The sequence below is a fragment of the Calidithermus roseus genome, assembly GCF_003574095.1.
Taxonomy (GTDB): domain Bacteria; phylum Deinococcota; class Deinococci; order Deinococcales; family Thermaceae; genus Calidithermus; species Calidithermus roseus.
On the sequence record NZ_QWLA01000022.1, the window covers coordinates 1 to 16,497 of the forward strand.

Sequence of the window (16,497 nt, forward strand, 5' to 3'; positions counted from 1 at the left end):
GGGGATTGGGGGCGTAGGTGAAGCTCACGCTGGCGCTGCCCTTGGCTCCGGTGGCGTCGTAGGCATGGACGGTGAGGGTGTTGGCACCCTCCGGGAAGCCGCTGAGGCTGAAGCTGAAGGGGAGGTTGGTCCCGCTGCCGTTGAGGCTCACGTTCTGCTCGGGGCCGCTGCCCAACTGGTAGGTCAGCTTGGTCACGCCGGCGTCGTCGCTGGCAGAGCCGCTGACGGTGAGGGTGGGGCTGCTGGTGGTGCTGCCGTTGGCCGGCTGGCTGAGGCTGACGGTGGGGGGGGTGTTGCTGCCGGAGCCGTAGTGGACGGTGATACGGGTCGAACCCCGGCCCCCGTCGGCGTCGTAGGCGAAGACGGTGATGGTGTTGGCCCCCGGCTTGAGGTAGCCGATGGTGCGGGCGAAGCTCACGCTGGTGCTGGGCTTGATGGCGATGACCTCCTCGGGCTCGTCGTTGAGTTGGAAGGTCAGTTTGCTCACCCCCCTGTCGTCGCTGGCGCTGCCCTTGATGCGCACGGTGGTGCTGCTGACGACAGTGCCGTCGGCGGGCTGGGTCAGCTTCACCGTGGGGACGGTGGAGCCCGAAGGGGGAGGCGGGCTGGAGCCGTAGTGGACGGTGAGGCTGCTGAGGCTGCGGTTGCCATTGCCGTCGTAGGCGATGAGACGGAGGGTGTTGGCGCCGGGGCTGAGGAAGCCGGCAGTGTGGTCGAAGCTCACACTCTTGCCGGGGGTGATGGCTATGGGCTCCTCGGGCTCGTTGTTGAGCTGGAAGGCCATGCGGGTGACGCTGACGTCGTCGCTGGCGGAGCCGATGAGCCGGACGGTGTTGGTCTGGGTGGTGCTGTCGGGGGCGGGGGAGGAGAGGGTGATGGTGGGAGCGGCGGTGGTGGCGGCGGCGTACTTGAACTCCAGCACCCGGGTGTTGGTGTTGCCGGCCTGGTCGGTGGCGATGAGGGTGAGGGTGTTCTTGCCGGGCTTGAGCTCTTGGAGGTTGAAGCCGAAGCGGAACTCGGCCAGGCCCTCCAGCGAGACCTCGCGCTCCTGGCCGTCGTTGAGGCGATAGGCGAGGCGGGCGGCTTGGTGGTTGTCGGCGACCTTGCCCGCGATCTGCCAGCCTTGGCCGGAGATGTGCGCGTCGGGGATGGGGTTGTAGAGGTTGATAGCGGGCTTGACGAAGTCCTCTGAGGTGCTGTTGCAGGCTGCCAGCAGGGTCAGCAGCCCCACTCCCAGTCCCAGTCCCAGTGCCCGCTTACGCCCGTGTGGTGGGGTGGAGGGTCGATACGTGTGCTTCATCTTGACCTCTTATTAGTTGGTGATTCCCTTGCTGCGTCCGAGCCTTACTGCGTCTTCGTAGTAGGGATATACGGAGTTGTTTTGGTTGGCGGCGACTCCGTAATATCGCAGGTCGAACCCGTCACCGGCGAAGCGCAACTCGGTGATTTGGCAGATTTTGCCCCCCGCTATGTCGGGGCGCACGAACTGGCGCACCGCGTCGGGGTCGGAGGGCTTGCGCAGCTCGAGCCCCAGCGGGTCGGTGTAGCCGTAGCCGTCGATTTTGCCGTCAGTGAGGTCTACGTCGCGGTTGTAGACCACGCAGAAGCCCCGACCCTCATCCCCCCCTGGGATGTTGAACCAGCGATCCATGCCCGCTCCTCCCACATCCGGCATGGAAGCGCAGGTGTGGTAGAGGTTGGGGTCGCCGCTCTCGAAGGGATTGCGTATGAGGGGCTGGGGAGCGCAGCGGCGGATCCAGTCCACCGTGATGTAGGAGCGGTTGCCGCTGGTGATAAGGGTGTTGAGGTCGACCGCGGCATAGGGGCCGTAGCCCTGCTGGTCGGTGAAAGGGAGGCCGCGGTGAGCCCCGTAGCGGTAGCGGGGGTTCTGCTCTGGCTTGGCCTTGGGGTGAATGATCTTGATGTTGTCGTGGGCGCTTTCGGCGTAGCCGGTGTTGGCCATCAGGTGCACGTCGGCCAGCAGCCTCGAGTTCTTATCGGCGATGGTGACGCCCCAGGTGTGGTGCTCGTTGACTGCGATGTTTTCGTGGGCGGTGGCTTGGTGGAAGTTCACCATCCAGGCGTTGCCTTCCCAATAGAAGCTGAAGTTTTTGTTGCCTTCGCGGTACTCCTCGAGGGGCTCGTGGCACGAGGTGCAGAAGGCGGTTTTGTTGGCTTTGTCCGCGACATAGCCATACCCCTGATTCAGGGCTGCCGCCGCTTCCTTGATGAGTTTCTCAATCTCGGGCAGGGGCCTGGAACCGTGCTCGTGGTCGAAGTAGCACCAGTACGTCGGGTCAATGGGGGGATGCCAGCCGTGGCGCCATACCCCCTCGGGGTCACGCACGTTGTAGGAGTCGTGGACCCAGGCCGGGCATTTTTGGTTGGGGATGGGCTCCTCGTAGCCCTGGGGATAGGCCGGGGGCTTGGAGGGTGTGCCGTTGGCCTCGGCCAGCAAGAAAGCGGGGGCGACGTTGCCGAACTTGCCAAAGCGGTGGAGGCCGGCGGGAAGCACCTTCACGTACACATCCACCCGCTGGGAGCCGGAGTCCGCATAGGAGGGGCTGCTGGTGAACGAGCCCTCCTTCACCCATCCCTGCTGTTGCATCCACGACGGCAGGGAGCCATAGAGGGCGATGCCCACCTTGGCGTCGCGGCGCAGGTAGAACTCGGTCTCGAGGTCCTGCTCTTCGTTGAGGGCCAGGTAGTCCCAACCGGCATAGGGGCCAGGATCCTGCACCACTTTGCGGGTAGGGTTGGCAAGGTCGAGCTTGGCCCCAGCCTGGAACTGGCGCGGCTTGTAGGCCATGTTCTGGCGGCTTCGCCAGGTGGTGGGGGGCTCGCTCGAGCAGGGCCCAATGCACGAATCGTACTGGGTGATGAGCACCCCCTCCCCGGTAGGAGGATTGGTGGGGGGATTGGTGGGCCCACCCTGCGGGCTGGTGTTACACGCGGCCAGCAGGGTTATGAGTAGCCCCAGTCCCAGCGATCCTGCACGTTTCCATGTGTTGGAGGGTCGGTTTGCTCTTGTCATCTTGACCTTGAGAGGTAACGGAGCGTAACTCCGCCCGTTATTTATAGATGAGGGAACGAGCCTCCTCCTTTAGAGGGACTTAAAGCCGCATTTATCTTTCTCGTGGTTTGCGCAAAAAATTCACTCTGATGCCTAAGCTTGAGGCCAGCCCGATGACGACCTGAAGGGTAAAATCCATCAAGCCCATGACGACGGACCCTCCAGCCGATTTTTTGGTGTGTTAACTCCCCTTAATGCCGGCGAAAAGACCCGCTTCCACGACCCATAAATCCACCCCTGAAGTGATCCTTCAGGGGCAAAGCCGGGTTTGGCCGGATTTTTGAGGAGAAATTGAGATTTCCTTTAACATGCCCTCGCCAGCGTTGACCCTGGCACCCCGCGACCTTGAGTCCGTGGTGAAGGGTGACGGGAGGCTGTGGCAGATAGGGCCTAGGGTCGAGGAAAAGCCTTTGTCAGTTACGGCTGATCTTGCGGGTGAGAAAGTCCATGAGCACGTAGCGCCCGATGTTGGCCGGGGTGGTCAGGTAGGCCTTGCCGCGGGTGATCTGGGTGAGTTTCTTGACAAAAGCCAGCAACTCGGGCTCGCGGGCGAGCATGAAGGTGTGGATGGGGATGCCCTCCTTGCGCGCGAGCGTGGCTTCCTTGAGGGTTTCGGCCAGGATCACGGGGTCGAGGCCCCAGGCGTTCTTGTAGATCTGCCCCGAGGGCAGGGTAAGGGCGGAGGGCTTGCCATCGGTGATCATGATGATCTGCCGCATTTCCCCCCCCATCTTGCGCAGGAGCTTGCGGGCGAGCTTGATGCCCTCGGCGGTGTTGGTGTGGTAGGGCCCTACCTGCACCGTGGGCAGCCGACCCAATGGCACCTCTTCGGCGGAGTCGTGGAAGATGCCAAAGCGCACCTGGTCGCCGGGGTACTGGGTGCGGATGAGGTGGGAGAGCCCCAAGGCCACGCGCTTGGCCGGGGTGAAGCGGTCCTCGCCATAGAGGATCATGGAGTGCGAGCAATCTAAGAGCACCACGGTGTTCATGGCCGCGGTGTACTCGGCGAGCTCGATGATGAGGTCTTCTTCCTCGAGCTTCTCCATCCCCTTCATGGCCGCGCGCTTGAGGGTCTCGGAGACGTTGAGGTTGGGCTGGTCGCCGAACTCGTAGGGCTTGGTTTCGCCGCTGGCCTCCACGCCCGAGGCGTAGTGGCGGGTGGCGTGGGTGCCGGGGTTGTTCTTGCCCAGAGCCCCCATCAGCGAGCGCAGCGAACGCAGGCCCAGGAAGTCTACCGACTTGTTGGTCAGCTCGAGGCGGGTCTCCTGGGCCTCACCCTGCATCCCCTGCCCCTGGGCGGGATCGGTGGGGTCGTTGCCGCTCAGCCGGATGAAGCCCTCGTCCTGAAGGCGCTGGATGAGCTTCTGGAGTTCCTGGTAGAGTCGGGTGTTCTGCCGTTCGCGGGCGTTGCGGGCCTCCTGCAGCCACTCCTCGGGGATGCGGTCTTGCTCTAAGAGCGATTGCAGCAGCGCATCCATGAGGTCCTCGAGGGTAGGCTGGCGGTCGGGGTCGGGCTGGTAGCGGTTGTAGGGGTCGGAGAAGCCCGAGTCGAGGAGGAAGTCCTCGAGCATGTCCATGAGCTCGGAGCTCGTCAGGTCGTCGAGGCTGGCTTCGTATTTGCTGTAGCGAACCCTCATGCTGCCTCCGGTGGGGTCGAGGGTCTAGGGCTGCAAAAACACCTCGAGCACCGGCTCTTGACCCTTGAATCTCGACCCTAGACGCATTTAATTCCCACTTCCCCAACGCTCCCGCTCGCGTTCGACGGGGGCGCTGTAGCTCTCCTCACCCCGGGCAATCTTGCGCCGACCGGCCAGGCCCTCGAGGATGAATTCCCCCGCGGCTACGAGGGCTTCGGGGGTGTTGTGGCTTTCCAAGCGGCGGGCGGCGTCCAGCAGGCCCGGCACCTGCTCCATCTCCCTGAGGGCACCCCTGGCGTCTTCGGGCAGGGTCAGCAGGTTGCCCTGGGTGAAGTAATCGACGATCTCGTCGGTCTTGAGCCCCTTGGAGCGCTCGCCGTAGGCCATCCCGAAGGCTTTGAGCAGCAGGTCGCGGGCTACCCGCTCGGCCCCTTGCAGCTCGCCTTCGTACTCGAGCTCGATCTTGCCGGTGATGGCGGGCAGGGCGAAGTAGAGGTCCATGGGGCGGGCCACGGTGCGCTCGCCGTACTGCAGGGCGCGGCGCTCGGCGTTGGAGGCCACGAGCTCGAGCAGGCTGATGGACAGGCGCTGGGAAACCCCCGAGGTCTTGTCCACCCGCTTGTCCTCGCGCGCCATGAAGGCCACGGCCTCGCTGGCCTCGGCCACGTAGGCGGGGATGTAGAGCCCCTCTTCGCGGGCGGTCCAAGCTTCTTGCTGGGTGATGGCTAAGCCCTCGTCGAGGGTCCTGGGGTAGTGGGTGCGAATTTCCGAGCCGATGCGGTCTTTGAGGGGGGTGACGATCTTGCCGCGGGCGGTGTAGTCCTGGGGGTTGGCGGTGAAGGCGATCCACACGTCGAGCTGCAACCGCACCGGGTATCCCCGGATTTGTACGTCGCCCTCCTGCAGGATGTTGAACAGCGCCACCTGCACCTTGGGGGCGAGGTCGGCGACCTCGTTGATGCCGAAGATGCCCCGGTTGGCGCGGGGCAACAGACCGTAGTGCACGGCCTCGAGGTCCGAAAGGCCCGTTCCGCGTTTGGCGGCCTTGATAGGGTCGATGTCGCCCAGCAGGTCGGCCACGGTGGTGTCGGGGGTGGCCAGCTTCTCCACGTAGCGCTCGTCACGCGGAACCCACACGATGGGGGCGTCGTCCCCGGCTTCGGCGAGCAGGCGCTTGGCCTCGGCGGAAAGGGGTCTGAGGGGGTTGTCGCGCAGGTCGGTGGGCAGGGCGGGAATCTCCTCGTCGAGGAGTTCGGTCATCTGGCGCAGGATGCGGCTTTTGGCCTGCCCCCGCAGCCCCAGCAGGATGAAGTTGTGGCGGGCCAGCACCGCGTTGATGAGCGCGGGGATCACCGAGTCGTCATAGCCCTGGATGCCGGGGAACAGCCGCTCGCCCGAGCGCAGCTTGGCGATGAGGTTTTCACGGGCCTCGTCCTTGACGCTACGCCCGAGTTTCGCCATGGGGTACGAGCGCTTCAGCTCACCTAGGGTTGTGGCCTTCATGCAGGAAGTGTACGCCTCGAGCCCCCGAATATATGTGGATTGGCTTTCAAGTCTTCTTTATCGGCCCCCAGATGTATTGACCACCCAAATTGCTGTTTGCCGCGAGGTTTTCACCTGACGCGACTCAGTCGCTCAGCTCGGCGATCAGGGCCGCGACCAGCCGCCCCGGACCGTGAACCCCCCGGACCATGACCTGCCCGATGTCCGCCGACTTGCTGGGGCCCGAGTGCAGCCCGATGGCCGAGGGCAGGTCGCCTTTTAGGGCCTGGAGGGCCTCGAGCAGCGTGGCGTAGAGGGTCTCCTCGGGCACGAACACCAGGTGGGTGGGCGGGAGCAGTTGGGTGCGCCGCCCCTCGCGGCTGGAGAGCAACACCGTTCCGGTCTCGGCCACGGCCCCGATGGCCCAGGAGATGCCCAGCGGGGCCTCCTCGGGCGGTAGGGCGGGCAGGGCGGGGTAGAGCACCGGCGGGACCATCCGGCTCACCGCCGCGCCGCTGAAGCTTTGGGCGAAGCCCTCGAGCCACTCCCGCGACCCCTTGAGGTCGGGCAGGCGCACCACCTCGCCCCCGTTGCCGCTGAGCCGCTCGGTGAAGAGGGCGACGGCTTCCTCGCGGGAGAGGCTGGGCAGGGTGAGGGGGTCAGGCAGGACGGGGCTGGGGCGGTGCTCAAGGGCCCGACGCACGCAGGAGAGGATGCGCTCTTTCACAGCCCCTCCTCCCACAACTCCCTGAAGCTCTTTGAGCTGGGTTTGAGCCCGGCCCGGCCCTCTACCCAGGCCTGGAGCACCGGGACTACCGTGTTGTCGAGGGCTTTCTCGGGCAGGAGGCGTAGGGCTTTGGAGGCCAGGCGGTAGGCCCAGGGCTGGGTCATGGCCAGGGCGTAGCCCTTGATGGCGGCTTTCTCGAAGCGGGGGGTGAGGCCCTCCTCCACGGCGCGGTGGCGCCAGGTGAGGAGCAGCTTGGGGATGGGGATGCGCACCGGGCAGGCCTGGAAGCAGGCCCCGCACAGCGAGGAGGCGTAGGGGAGGGGCTTGGTGTTCTCCAGGCCCACCAGCCCGGGGCTCAGCACCGCGCCGATGGGGCCGGAGTAGACGTAGCCGTAGGCGTGGCCGCCGGTCTGGCGGTAGACCGGGCAGGCGTTGAGGCAGGCCGCGCAGCGCACGCAGCGCAGGGTTTCCCAGGCTTCGTCGTCGGCCAGGACGCTGCTGCGCCCGTTGTCCACGAAGACGACGTGGACCTCCTCGGGGCCGTCGATCTCGTCGGGGCGGCGGGGGCCCTGGATCAGCGAGACGAAGGTGCCCAAGCGCTGGCCGGTGGCAGCGCGGGCGGTGAGCGAGAGAAACACCGAGAGGTCGGAGAAGCGGGGCAGGAGCTTCTCGATGCCCACCAGCGCGAGGTGGAGGCGGGGGGCGGAGGTGGAGAGGCGGATGTTGCCCTCGTTTTCGATGAGCACCAGCGTCCCGGTCTCGGCCACCACGAAGTTGGCCCCGCTGATGCCCAAGTCGGCCTCGAGGAAGCCCTGCCGCAGCAGCTTGCGGGCCGCCGCCGCTAGGGTGTCGGGCGCAGCGTCGAGGGGGGTGCCGAAGCGCTCGTGGAAGAGCCGGCGGATTTGCTCGAGGCTCAGGTGGATGGCCGGGCCGACGATGTGGCTGGGGGGCTGCTCCAGGAGCTGGATGATGTACTCACCCAGGTCGGTCTCGAGCACGTTCACGCCCAGGCCCTCGAGCAGCGGGTTGATGCCCAGCTCCTCCGAGATCATGGTCTTGGCCTTGACTGCGCGCCTGACGCCCTTCTCGCGCACCAGCGCGGCCACGATGCGCTGGGCGGCTTCGGCGTCCTCGGCCCAGTGCACCCGAACGCCGCTTCGCTCGAGGGCTGTGGCGGCTTGCTCGAGGTAGTGCTCGAGGTTCATCAGCACGTGGTTCTTGACGTCTTCCGCGAAGTGGCGCCACTGCTCGGAATCCACCTCGGCGTAGGCTGCGCGGCGCTTGGCGTCGAAGTTGAGGGTGGCCCCCGTCACCGACTCGCGCACGTGGGGCTCTTCCCGGATGACCCGTGCCGATTCCTTGGGGTATTCGTTGGCTCTAACCCGCATGGGGATTCTCCTCGCGCGTCTGGCCTTTTGCCATTTGCGTCCCGCGGCTTTGCGTCGCTTCCCACAGCACCGCGGCCAGTGGTTTGACGGGGAGAGGCAGTCGGTGGTTTTGGATGCGGCCCGACAGGTGCAGCAGGCAGCCTCCATCAGCGCTGGTGAGCACGTCGATCTCGGGCAGGGTCGAGAGCTTGCGGTCGGCCATGCCCAGCGACACCTCGGGCAGCTTGACCGAGAACAGCCCGCCGAAGCCGCAGCACTCGGTGGCGGCGGGCCAGTCGACGATCTCGGCCCCGGCGTTGCGCAGTAGGGCGATGGGCTCGTCCTTGATGCCCAGTTCGCGCAGGGCGTGGCAGCCGTGATGGTAGGCGATGCGCTGCCCGGCGAGGCCCTGGCCCAGGCGGGTGATGCCCAGCACCTTGACGATGAACTCGGCCAGTTCGTAGCTCTTGCCGCTGAGGCTGCTGGCTCTGGCGAACATCCTGGGGTTATCGCGGTAGAGCTCGGGGTAGAAGGCCCGCAGCATGGTGGTGCAGGAGCCCGAGGGCAGCACCACGTAGTCGGCGTTTTCGAACACCCCCAGGGTGTGCTCGGCCATCTGGCGGGCCTCGCTCCAGTAGCCCGCGTTGTAGGCGGGCTGGCCACAGCAGGTCTGGGCTGGGGGGAATGCTACCGTGCAACCGAGGCTGCGCAGCAGCCGGACTGCCGCCACCCCTGCTTCGGCATAGAACTGGTCGACCAGGCAGGTCACGAACAGCGCCACTTTCATGTCGAGCCTTAGTCTCGAGTCGGGAGCGGGGCTTTGTCAAATGCCCGTGGGGTGGAGGATGCCCCAAGAACGTGCTGCTCGAGCCCCCGAAGCGCTAAGCTGTAAGCGAGCGGTTCACCATGAGCAGCAGGCGACCAGCTTAACGATTGAGGCCCTTGGGAAGCGCACGAAGCGCTTGAAGTTAATCCGGCTTGGCTCGAGCTCTCATGCCCCAGGGGGGCGAATTCGATAGCATCCCGCCGAGCACCGCCCATCGCCTATTGTCCGAAGAGACTTATGAGCGTGCACGTCAAGAAGGCTGAACCCGGTGGCGACGAAGGTCGTCCGGGGAAGAGTCCTCACGCTGCCTGGCTCGACGAGCGCGTACCGCCGGGAGCCCGCAACGGAGAGATCGCCGCCGAACTGGCCAGCCGCCTGCACACTTGGGCCAAGCAGGGGCAGCATGGCCGGGTGGGGTTGGGCTCGGGCTTCGTGCTGCGTCGCGATCCCGACCGGGTGCGGGGACCGGACATCTGGTTCGTGCAGCGCGAGCGGGTACCCAAGGAGGGCGTGCCCCAGGGCTTCTGGGAGATCGCTCCCGACCTCGCGGTGGAAGTGGTGGCCCCCAGTGCCACGGTCGAGGAGATCAAGGAGCGCCTGGAGGACTACTTCGCTGCCGGGACCCGGCTGGTATGGCTGATCTACCCGCGCTTCCACCAGGTCGAGGCCCACATGCCGGACGGGCTGATGAAGACCTACCGCGACGGGGACACCCTCGAGGCCCCCCAGGTGCTCCACGGCTTCAATTGCAAGGTCGCCGAGCTGTTCTTCGGTTAAGCATTTGATTTGCCCCCACCTGGGGTACTTAGCGCTCCACAAAGCCTTGCCACAGCGCCTGAAGTGGGCTTTGGTGCATCTGACGCAATCGCTTCACGCAGCGCTGTTACAATGCCGCAGTATGGGCCGGAAACCCCTGCCCAGCCGCAGGAGGAGAAGCGTGCACGTTGAGAAGATCGTCGGCTGGGAAAGCTACCCCAAGGGCAGAGGGCACACCGTCAGCGGGGACGTGCGGGTGTTTCGGAAGCTGCACAGCCCCCAACTGGGCAACTACCGGGATATCCTGGTCTATCTGCCTCCGTCCTATGCGGCCTCGCAAAAGCGCTACCCGGTGTTGTACATGCACGATGGGCAAAATATCTTCGACGAGGCCACGAGCTACGTGGGCGAGTGGCACGTCGACGAGATCATGGAGGATCTGGCGAAAGAGGGCCTCGAGGCCCTCGTCGTGGGCATTCCCAATGCCGGGGTCAGGCGTTTGGACGAATACAGCCCCTTCGAGGACTCCGAGTACGGCGGCGGTGAGGGCGAAGCCTACCTGCGCTTCCTGCTCGAGGCCGTCAAGCCCCTCATCGACCGCGACTTCCGCACCCTGCCCCGACGCGAGCACACCTTCGTGATGGGCTCGTCCATGGGCGGCCTCATCAGCCTCTATGCCTTTTTCCGCCATCCCGAGGTCTTCGGCGGAGCCGGGGTGATGAGTCCGTCGCTGTGGTTTGGTGATCGGAGGGTGTTCGATTATGTCGAAGCGACCCCCTTCGTGCCGGGCCGGCTCTACATGGACGTAGGCTACAAGGAGTCTACCCTCTCCCATGTCAGCTCCAGGCGCTACCTGGCCGACGTGCGCCGCATGCACCGCATCCTGCTGCGCAAGGGCTACAAGGAGGGCGACTACCTCTACCTCGAGGACAAGCGGGGCGTGCACAACGAGGCCGACTGGGCCCGCCGCCTGCCTGGGGCGTTGCGCTTCCTGCTGGGGGCGGGTTGAATGCTGATGGCTGGACGCCGGGTGCGGGTCGTACGTCCTACGCCGCACGCAAAACGCAAGATGCTTTGGCCCTTGGCCTTAGACCCTCGACAAGCCACGGGCCACGTGCCTATCGCTGAGGGCTGTCACCCTTACTACTCCGCTTCCTCCTCCCCGTCCGCCAATAGTGGCAGGTACACCGCGAAGCGGGTTTTGCCCGGCTGAGAGGAAACCAGGATGCGGCCCCCGTGAGCCTCGGCGATCTGTTTGGCGATGGCCAGGCCCAGCCCCGTGCCGCCCTGGGGGCCTCGAGCGAAGCGCTGGAACAGGCGGGGCAGCACCTCGGGCGGGATGCCCGGCCCATCGTCGGTGACCGAGAAAGCGGCCCACTTTTGAGCTTGCAGTGCTCCCGCTACCGCCGTGTTAGCGGGGGGAGCCTCGTCCACCCAGGTGCGCACCCGCACCCCCTGGGGCCGCCCGGCGGCCCGGACCGCGTTGGCGATGAGGTTGCGGGCGAGTTGCAGCAGGCGGTCGGGGTCGCCCAGCACCTCGGGGGGATTGGGCGGCAGGAACAGCGTCACGCCTGGGTACTCGCCCACCGCCTGGCTCAGCAACTCGCCCAGCGGGACGATGTGGGGGTTGACCGTGCGCTCGGCCTCGCCCCTGGCCAGCGAGAGCAGGTCGCCGACCAGCCTCGAGAGGTGCTCGGCGGTTCGGCGGGCCCGCAACAGGGCCTCGGAGTCGCCGGGGTTGCGCGAGAGCCGGTCCAGGTTGCCGTTGAGGGCGGTGAGGGGGGTTCGCAGCTCGTGGGAAACCTCGGCCAGGAAAGCCCGCTCACGGCTCTGGGCCTCGCGCAGGGCTTCCAGCAAGGAGTTGACTCGTTCGATGATCTGGCCCAACTCGTCGGAAGGCCCGTTGTAGGGCAGGGGGGTCAGGTTGTTGGGGCCTCGAGTGCGCACCGCCCAGGCGGCCCGTTGCAAAGGGGCCAGCGCCACCCCGCCCGACACCGCCATCAGCAGTGCGCCTATGGGCAGCAGCAGGAACAGCGTTTGCAGTAGCGAGCGGGCCACGCCCCGCGAGATGTTCTCGATGAAGGTGGTGTCCTGGCTGACCGCGAAGACGCCCACCTGCTGGGTGCGGATGTAGGCGGCGCGGAAGGTGGGAGCCCGGTAGATGCGAGGAGCCATCCCGGCCTGCAACACCACCTCTTTGGGCAACTGCTGGGACTTGTCGGTGATCTCGTAGGGCTCCCCTGCCTCCGCGCCCTCCAGCTTGTAGATGGTGATCAGGGCGCCGCCCGACTCCGCCGAGACCCCGCCGGGGTTGGGGCTGTCGTAGAGTTCTCCCAGGCGCTGGGCGTCGTGTAGCAGGGTTTGCTCGACTTGCCGGTACAACCCCTGACGCACCGCGTATGTCGTCACCCCCACCGCCAGCAGCAGCAGCACGCCCCAGATGACGGTGTAGGCCAGGATCAGGCGAAGGCGGAAGGTCATGAGGGGTCAACGCCGATGGCCAAAGTGCGCCGAACGCCCAAAACCGCGATCCCACGGCGTCTTGCGTCTTGCGTTTGGCCTTTTGTGCTCGGCATTTGGCGCTTGCTTACTCCTTGTCGCGTTGCCGCAGCGCGTATCCTACGCCGCGGACCGTGCGCAGATAGCCGTAGGCCCCGGCTTCGCGCAGCTTGGAGCGCAGGTTGGCTACGTGCACGTCGACCACGTTGGAGTCGCGCTCTAAGGGCCGGCCCCACAGGTGCTCCTCGATCTCCACCCGGCTGAAGACCTTACCAGGACGCGTGCACAGCAGGGAGAGCAGCTCGAACTCCTTGGGCGAGAGCCTCATCTCGTGGCCGTCGAAGTTGACCTGGCGTTTGGCCAGGTGCACCTCGAGCCCCCCCACCCGGATCTGCTCCCCGCCCTCGCGGTGACGAAGCTGCACCTGGATGCGCGCGAGCAGCTCGGCGGGGTGGAAAGGCTTGACGATGTAGTCGTCGGCTCCGCCCGACAGCAAGCTCACTTTGCGCTCCACCGAGTCGGCGGCGGTCAGCACGATGATGGGTACTTCGGTGCTCGAGCGGATGCGCCGGGCTACTTCAGCCCCGTCCAAATCCGGCAACCCCAGGTCCAGGATCACCAGGTCCGGGGGGGCCTCGCGCAGCCGCACCAGTCCAGCCATGCCTCCGTTGGCCCAGTCCACGTTGAAACCCGCCTCGCCCAGCTCGAGCTGCAGGAGACGGGCGATTTCAGGGTCGTCCTCGATGAGCAAAATCTGTTTCATCGCACCTCCGGCAATACCCTGCCACCGGACAGCTCCAGGCGATAGGTGCGGGTCAGCAACTCGTTGAGGCTTAATTTATTCTCTCTGACCTGCAGCCACACATCGCCCCTGGAAGCACTGAGCCCATTGTACACGTGAATCCTGCCGGGTGTCCGAATAATCACCCGCAACTCCTTGGATACCGTGATCGGTGTGGGTTTGGAGGGGGCTACCAGGCGACGCTGGCGCACCTGATACACCGCATAGACCCTGCGGTAGTCGGGGGAGGTCAGCCGCAACTCGCTGCCGTGGGGAATCCAGGGCAGTTGGGGCAGGGGAGCCAGCGCCAGGGTCAGGCCGAGGATCCAGCCAAGCACGCCCCATAGTCTGGGGAGTGGGGATTCGGGCTGAATGGGAGGGGGGTGAAGGCGCCCTTAACTTGCCCAAAAGCTCGAGCCAGACTCAACCCGCCTCCACCGTGGCCACGTCCTGGCCCTGCTTGAGGGTCAGGATCAACTGCTCGATGAAGGGGCCGATCCTGTCCCGCACCTCGCGGAAGGCTCTGGGCTCGTCCACCGCTGCGGCAGGATCGGGGAAGGAGTGGTGCAGGCGGGTGGTTTTGGCCGGGTAGACCGGGCAGTTCTCGGCTGCCGAGTCGCAGACGGTGAGCACGTAGTCGAAGTTCCAGGGGTCGGGCACCTCGAAGAGGGTCTTGGAGTGGTGGGTGGAGATGTCGATGCCCCGCTCGGCCATGGCCGCGATGGCGTGAGGGTTGACCTGGGTGGCTTTGGTGCCCGCGCTGTGGACCTCGAGGTCCAGGCCGTGCTTCTGGGCGTAGTAGCGGGCCCAGCCCTCGGCCATCTGGCTGCGGGCGGAGTTGGCAGTGCAGAGAATGAGCAGCCTCATCCTGCCCCAATTTACCCCCCTTTGAGTCAGCTCAGGGTCAGGTGCAGGGCGGCAGCGGTGGCCGGGCAGGCCCCCCTGAACTCCTCCGAGGCATGCAGGGCGGTGGGCAGCTGCGAGCGTTCCACCCGGACAAAGCCGAAGCGGGGGAAGTAGTCCTCGGCAGTGGTCGTCAGCAGCGAGAGGCTCTTTAGCCCGCGCCGGCGGGCCTGCTCGAGCGCAGCCCGCACCAGCCCTCCCGCGATGCCCCGCGAGCGGTAATCCGGATGCACTGCCACCGAGCGCAGCAGCCCAGCCTGATCCCAGACCTCGAGCCCCGCGCAGCCCACCAGCTTCTCGTCGTCGAACTCCAGCAGGAAGCTCTCGAGATGCTGGGCCACCCCCTCCAAGGGCAGCCCGACCTGCCGGAGTAGCTCGAGTACCTGCGGCAAACCCTCAGTCCTGGCCTGTCTCACGATCGAACCTCCCTGAGCTGTTGCCCCGTCAGTCGAACCTGCCGTACGCACAAGGCCGCCAGCAGCGAAGCGGCGACCAGAATCCCCAGCACCGCGTCGTAGCCGCCCGCGACCCCGTGCAGCAGCCCCGCGCCGATGGGCCCGAGGCTCTGGGTGAGCGAGACCACTAGGCTGATGCCCCCGTTGATGCGCCCGTAGCTCTCAGGGCCGTAGAGTTCGGCGACGAGCCCGGCCCTGGCCAGAGTGCCCGCGCCGTTGCTCATGCCGTAAAGCAGCACGAAGGCCCACACCCCCAGCCCGCCGGGGACCAGCAGCAGGGCCAGCGAGCCCAGAGCCTGGCAGAGCATCACGCCCAGCGTGGCGCTGTAGAGCGACCAACGCTGGCTGCCGGGCAGGAAGAAGGCCCGCCCCAGCAATTGCACCAGCCCGATTGAGCCTACCGCCGCCGCCGTGAAGGCCGGGCTATAGCCGCGCTCGAGCAGCAGCGGCACCCCGTGTGCCCCGATGGCGGCGGTGGTCAGCCGCAAGAGGGTGAAGGCGGCGGCCAGCCACCAGAAAGTCGCACCCGCGAAGGCAGCCCGAGCGCCCACGCTGGCTTCGGGAGGCTGGACGGCGGGGTCGGCCTCGCCGTCGGGCCACTGGCCCAAGTCCTGCGGGCGGCGGCGCACAACGGTGTGCAGGGGCAGGGTGAGCAGCCCGAAGATCAGGGCCAGGACCACCAGGGCGCTGCGCCAGCCCAGGCTCTCGACCAGCAGCGTTTCCAGCGGCACAAAGAGGGTGCTGGCCAGCCCGGCCACCATGGTGATGACGAAGGTGGCTCGGTGGCGCCAGCGGCGAAACCATACCGCAACCACCGTGAAGGCCACCTCGTAGAGCACCATGGCCATCGCCAGGCCCATCCCCACCCACACCCCGTAGAAGGCGCCAAGGCCGTGCACCTGCGACCAGGCCAGCAGCATCAGGCTGCCCAGCAACGAGCCCAGCAGGAGCAGGCCCCTTGCTCCCCGATGGTCCACCCAGTAGCCCACCGGGATCGCCATCAGCCCCGAGATCAACAGCCCCAGCGAGTAGGCCCCCGAGGTCTGGGCCCGACTCCAACCCAGCTCGGCCTCCATCGGCTTGACCAGCACGCCGAAGCCGTAGTAGAGGATGCCGTAAGAAATGGTCGTGGTCAGGGCCAGGGCCCAGACGATCCTCCAGCCGTAGAAGCGCCTGGGAGCCGCGTGGGGGAGCATGGGAGTGTTATACCCCAACTCAGCAGCAGCCTCGAGCCGCCACTGGGAATTCCTGGCCCCTCGCCCCGGCCTCCACGGCAGGCCCACAGCACCCCCCCGCCCTGGCCCGGTCGGTGGCCTTGCAGGTCACGCCGGGAGGGGTCAGGCGCACCACCAACTCCTCGCCCTCGGCTTCGATCTGCCCTACGTGGTAGTGAACCGCTGGCATGGCGGCGTTGCCGTACTCGAAGCGCACCTCCGCCTCGCCCTGCACTGCCACCGAGGCCGCTACCCGGTTGTAGATGCTCAAAAACTTCTTCACCGGCATGAACTTGGGCTTGTCCTTGGGGCTGGGGTCCATCAGCTGCACCACCGTCTCGCGCCAGGCGTTGGCCTGCCCACCGCAGTCCATGCTCTCGTAAGTAACGTTCATGATCTCGGTGACGTGGTAGCCGGGGGCTACCCGCCGGCCCTCGGCGTACTCGAAGACCAAGCCTTTGTCGGGGTGCTGGGCGAGCTTTTGTAAAAACTCCTGGGTGTTCATCACGACCTTCCTCCTTCTCAGGCCACGCAGCACGCGGCCTCAACGCAACACGTACCTCTAGTCAGCGTGGACTGGACTCGAGCCCTCGTAAAGGACAGCTTCCCCAGCAGCACCGCCCAGAACCCCTTTTCCGGGCGCGGTACGCCGCGCAAGCGGCAGACCTCCGCACACAGCTCCCGTTGCCGCTCCCTGGCCAACATCCACATCGTTTGCTCGTGCATACGCTTCCTCCTCAGATTGAAACATCGAAATCTGTCGATGTGTTTGAGTAA

General features: G+C 66.1%; 16 protein-coding genes. 2 read left to right on the forward strand and 14 right to left on the reverse strand.

What is annotated here, in order from left to right; genetic code table 11:
- From Mrose_RS07145 to Mrose_RS07175, 7 genes are all read right to left on the reverse strand, one after another.
- Positions 1-1,300: Ig-like domain-containing protein (locus Mrose_RS07145; protein WP_182482714.1), on the reverse strand; the 1,300-nt coding region annotated here is incomplete at its 3' end.
- A 12-nt stretch (positions 1,301-1,312) separates the two neighbouring features.
- The gene (locus Mrose_RS07150; protein WP_119276879.1) at positions 1,313-2,887 is read right to left on the reverse strand and encodes a hypothetical protein; all 1,575 of its coding nucleotides are present in this window, start codon (positions 2,885-2,887) and stop codon (positions 1,313-1,315) included.
- 599 nt (positions 2,888-3,486) lie between these two features.
- On the reverse strand, positions 3,487-4,710 hold the full coding sequence (locus tag Mrose_RS07155; RefSeq protein WP_119276880.1) for a vWA domain-containing protein: 1,224 nt from the start codon (positions 4,708-4,710) through the stop codon (positions 3,487-3,489).
- Positions 4,711-4,797: 87 nt separating this feature from the next.
- Complete coding sequence (locus tag Mrose_RS07160; RefSeq protein ID WP_119276882.1) at positions 4,798-6,213, reverse strand: sigma 54-interacting transcriptional regulator; 1,416 nt, start codon at positions 6,211-6,213, stop codon at positions 4,798-4,800.
- Positions 6,214-6,337: 124 nt separating this feature from the next.
- Complete coding sequence (locus tag Mrose_RS07165) at positions 6,338-6,919, reverse strand: LutC/YkgG family protein (RefSeq protein ID WP_119276884.1); 582 nt, start codon at positions 6,917-6,919, stop codon at positions 6,338-6,340.
- Complete coding sequence (locus Mrose_RS07170; RefSeq protein WP_119276886.1) at positions 6,916-8,307, reverse strand: LutB/LldF family L-lactate oxidation iron-sulfur protein; 1,392 nt, start codon at positions 8,305-8,307, stop codon at positions 6,916-6,918. The genes Mrose_RS07165 and Mrose_RS07170 overlap by 4 nt, the downstream gene beginning before the upstream one ends.
- Positions 8,297-9,073 (reverse strand): (Fe-S)-binding protein, encoded by a 777-nt coding sequence (locus Mrose_RS07175; RefSeq protein WP_119276888.1) that lies wholly within the window; start codon positions 9,071-9,073, stop codon positions 8,297-8,299. Before Mrose_RS07175 ends, Mrose_RS07170 begins: the two co-directional genes overlap by 11 nt.
- A gap of 276 nt (positions 9,074-9,349) precedes the next feature.
- Here Mrose_RS07175 and Mrose_RS07180 point away from each other — a divergent pair, with 276 nt between their 5' ends.
- The gene (locus Mrose_RS07180) at positions 9,350-9,889 is read left to right on the forward strand and encodes a Uma2 family endonuclease (RefSeq protein ID WP_119276890.1); all 540 of its coding nucleotides are present in this window, start codon (positions 9,350-9,352) and stop codon (positions 9,887-9,889) included.
- A gap of 121 nt (positions 9,890-10,010) precedes the next feature.
- Positions 10,011-10,877, forward strand: a complete 867-nt coding sequence (locus Mrose_RS07185; protein ID WP_119276892.1) for an alpha/beta hydrolase — start codon at positions 10,011-10,013, stop codon at positions 10,875-10,877.
- 134 nt (positions 10,878-11,011) lie between these two features.
- Here Mrose_RS07185 and Mrose_RS07190 read toward each other — a convergent pair whose 3' ends face one another.
- From Mrose_RS07190 to Mrose_RS07220, 7 genes are all read right to left on the reverse strand, one after another.
- Complete coding sequence (locus tag Mrose_RS07190) at positions 11,012-12,349, reverse strand: sensor histidine kinase (RefSeq protein ID WP_119276894.1); 1,338 nt, start codon at positions 12,347-12,349, stop codon at positions 11,012-11,014.
- Between the two features lie 106 nt (positions 12,350-12,455).
- Positions 12,456-13,130, reverse strand: coding sequence for a response regulator transcription factor (locus Mrose_RS07195; RefSeq protein ID WP_119276896.1), 675 nt, complete (start codon positions 13,128-13,130; stop codon positions 12,456-12,458).
- Positions 13,127-13,486 carry a hypothetical protein gene (locus Mrose_RS07200; protein WP_119276898.1) on the reverse strand — a complete coding sequence of 120 codons (360 nt, stop codon included), beginning with the start codon at positions 13,484-13,486 and terminating at the stop codon, positions 13,127-13,129. Before Mrose_RS07200 ends, Mrose_RS07195 begins: the two co-directional genes overlap by 4 nt.
- An 85-nt stretch (positions 13,487-13,571) precedes the next feature.
- Positions 13,572-14,015, reverse strand: a complete 444-nt coding sequence (locus Mrose_RS07205) for an arsenate reductase ArsC (RefSeq protein ID WP_119276900.1) — start codon at positions 14,013-14,015, stop codon at positions 13,572-13,574.
- A gap of 26 nt (positions 14,016-14,041) precedes the next feature.
- On the reverse strand, positions 14,042-14,467 hold the full coding sequence (arsN2, locus tag Mrose_RS07210; RefSeq protein ID WP_245969659.1) for an arsenic resistance N-acetyltransferase ArsN2: 426 nt from the start codon (positions 14,465-14,467) through the stop codon (positions 14,042-14,044).
- A complete protein-coding gene (locus Mrose_RS07215) occupies positions 14,464-15,702 on the reverse strand; it encodes an MFS transporter (RefSeq protein ID WP_119276901.1) in 1,239 nt (412 codons plus the stop codon). Before Mrose_RS07215 ends, arsN2 begins: the two co-directional genes overlap by 4 nt.
- Before the next feature lie 19 nt (positions 15,703-15,721).
- A complete protein-coding gene (locus tag Mrose_RS07220) occupies positions 15,722-16,225 on the reverse strand; it encodes a DUF6428 family protein (protein WP_119276903.1) in 504 nt (167 codons plus the stop codon).
- Positions 16,226-16,497 lie beyond the last annotated feature (272 nt).

Excerpts from the sequence above, each read along its gene's own strand:
- Mrose_RS07155 (WP_119276880.1), bottom strand. The coding sequence starts at position 4,710 with ATGAGGGTTCGCTACAGCAAATACGAAGCCAGCCTCGACGACCTGACG.
- Mrose_RS07160 (WP_119276882.1), bottom strand. The coding sequence starts at position 6,213 with ATGAAGGCCACAACCCTAGGTGAGCTGAAGCGCTCGTACCCCATGGCG.
- Mrose_RS07170 (WP_119276886.1), bottom strand. The coding sequence starts at position 8,307 with ATGCGGGTTAGAGCCAACGAATACCCCAAGGAATCGGCACGGGTCATC.
- Mrose_RS07175 (WP_119276888.1), bottom strand. The coding sequence starts at position 9,073 with ATGAAAGTGGCGCTGTTCGTGACCTGCCTGGTCGACCAGTTCTATGCC.
- Mrose_RS07180 (WP_119276890.1), top strand. The coding sequence starts at position 9,350 with ATGAGCGTGCACGTCAAGAAGGCTGAACCCGGTGGCGACGAAGGTCGT.
- Mrose_RS07185 (WP_119276892.1), top strand. The coding sequence starts at position 10,011 with ATGGGCCGGAAACCCCTGCCCAGCCGCAGGAGGAGAAGCGTGCACGTT.
- Mrose_RS07190 (WP_119276894.1), bottom strand. The coding sequence starts at position 12,349 with ATGACCTTCCGCCTTCGCCTGATCCTGGCCTACACCGTCATCTGGGGC.
- Mrose_RS07195 (WP_119276896.1), bottom strand. The coding sequence starts at position 13,130 with ATGAAACAGATTTTGCTCATCGAGGACGACCCTGAAATCGCCCGTCTC.
- Mrose_RS07205 (WP_119276900.1), bottom strand. The coding sequence starts at position 14,015 with ATGAGGCTGCTCATTCTCTGCACTGCCAACTCCGCCCGCAGCCAGATG.
- Mrose_RS07215 (WP_119276901.1), bottom strand. The coding sequence starts at position 15,702 with ATGCTCCCCCACGCGGCTCCCAGGCGCTTCTACGGCTGGAGGATCGTC.
- Mrose_RS07220 (WP_119276903.1), bottom strand. The coding sequence starts at position 16,225 with ATGAACACCCAGGAGTTTTTACAAAAGCTCGCCCAGCACCCCGACAAA.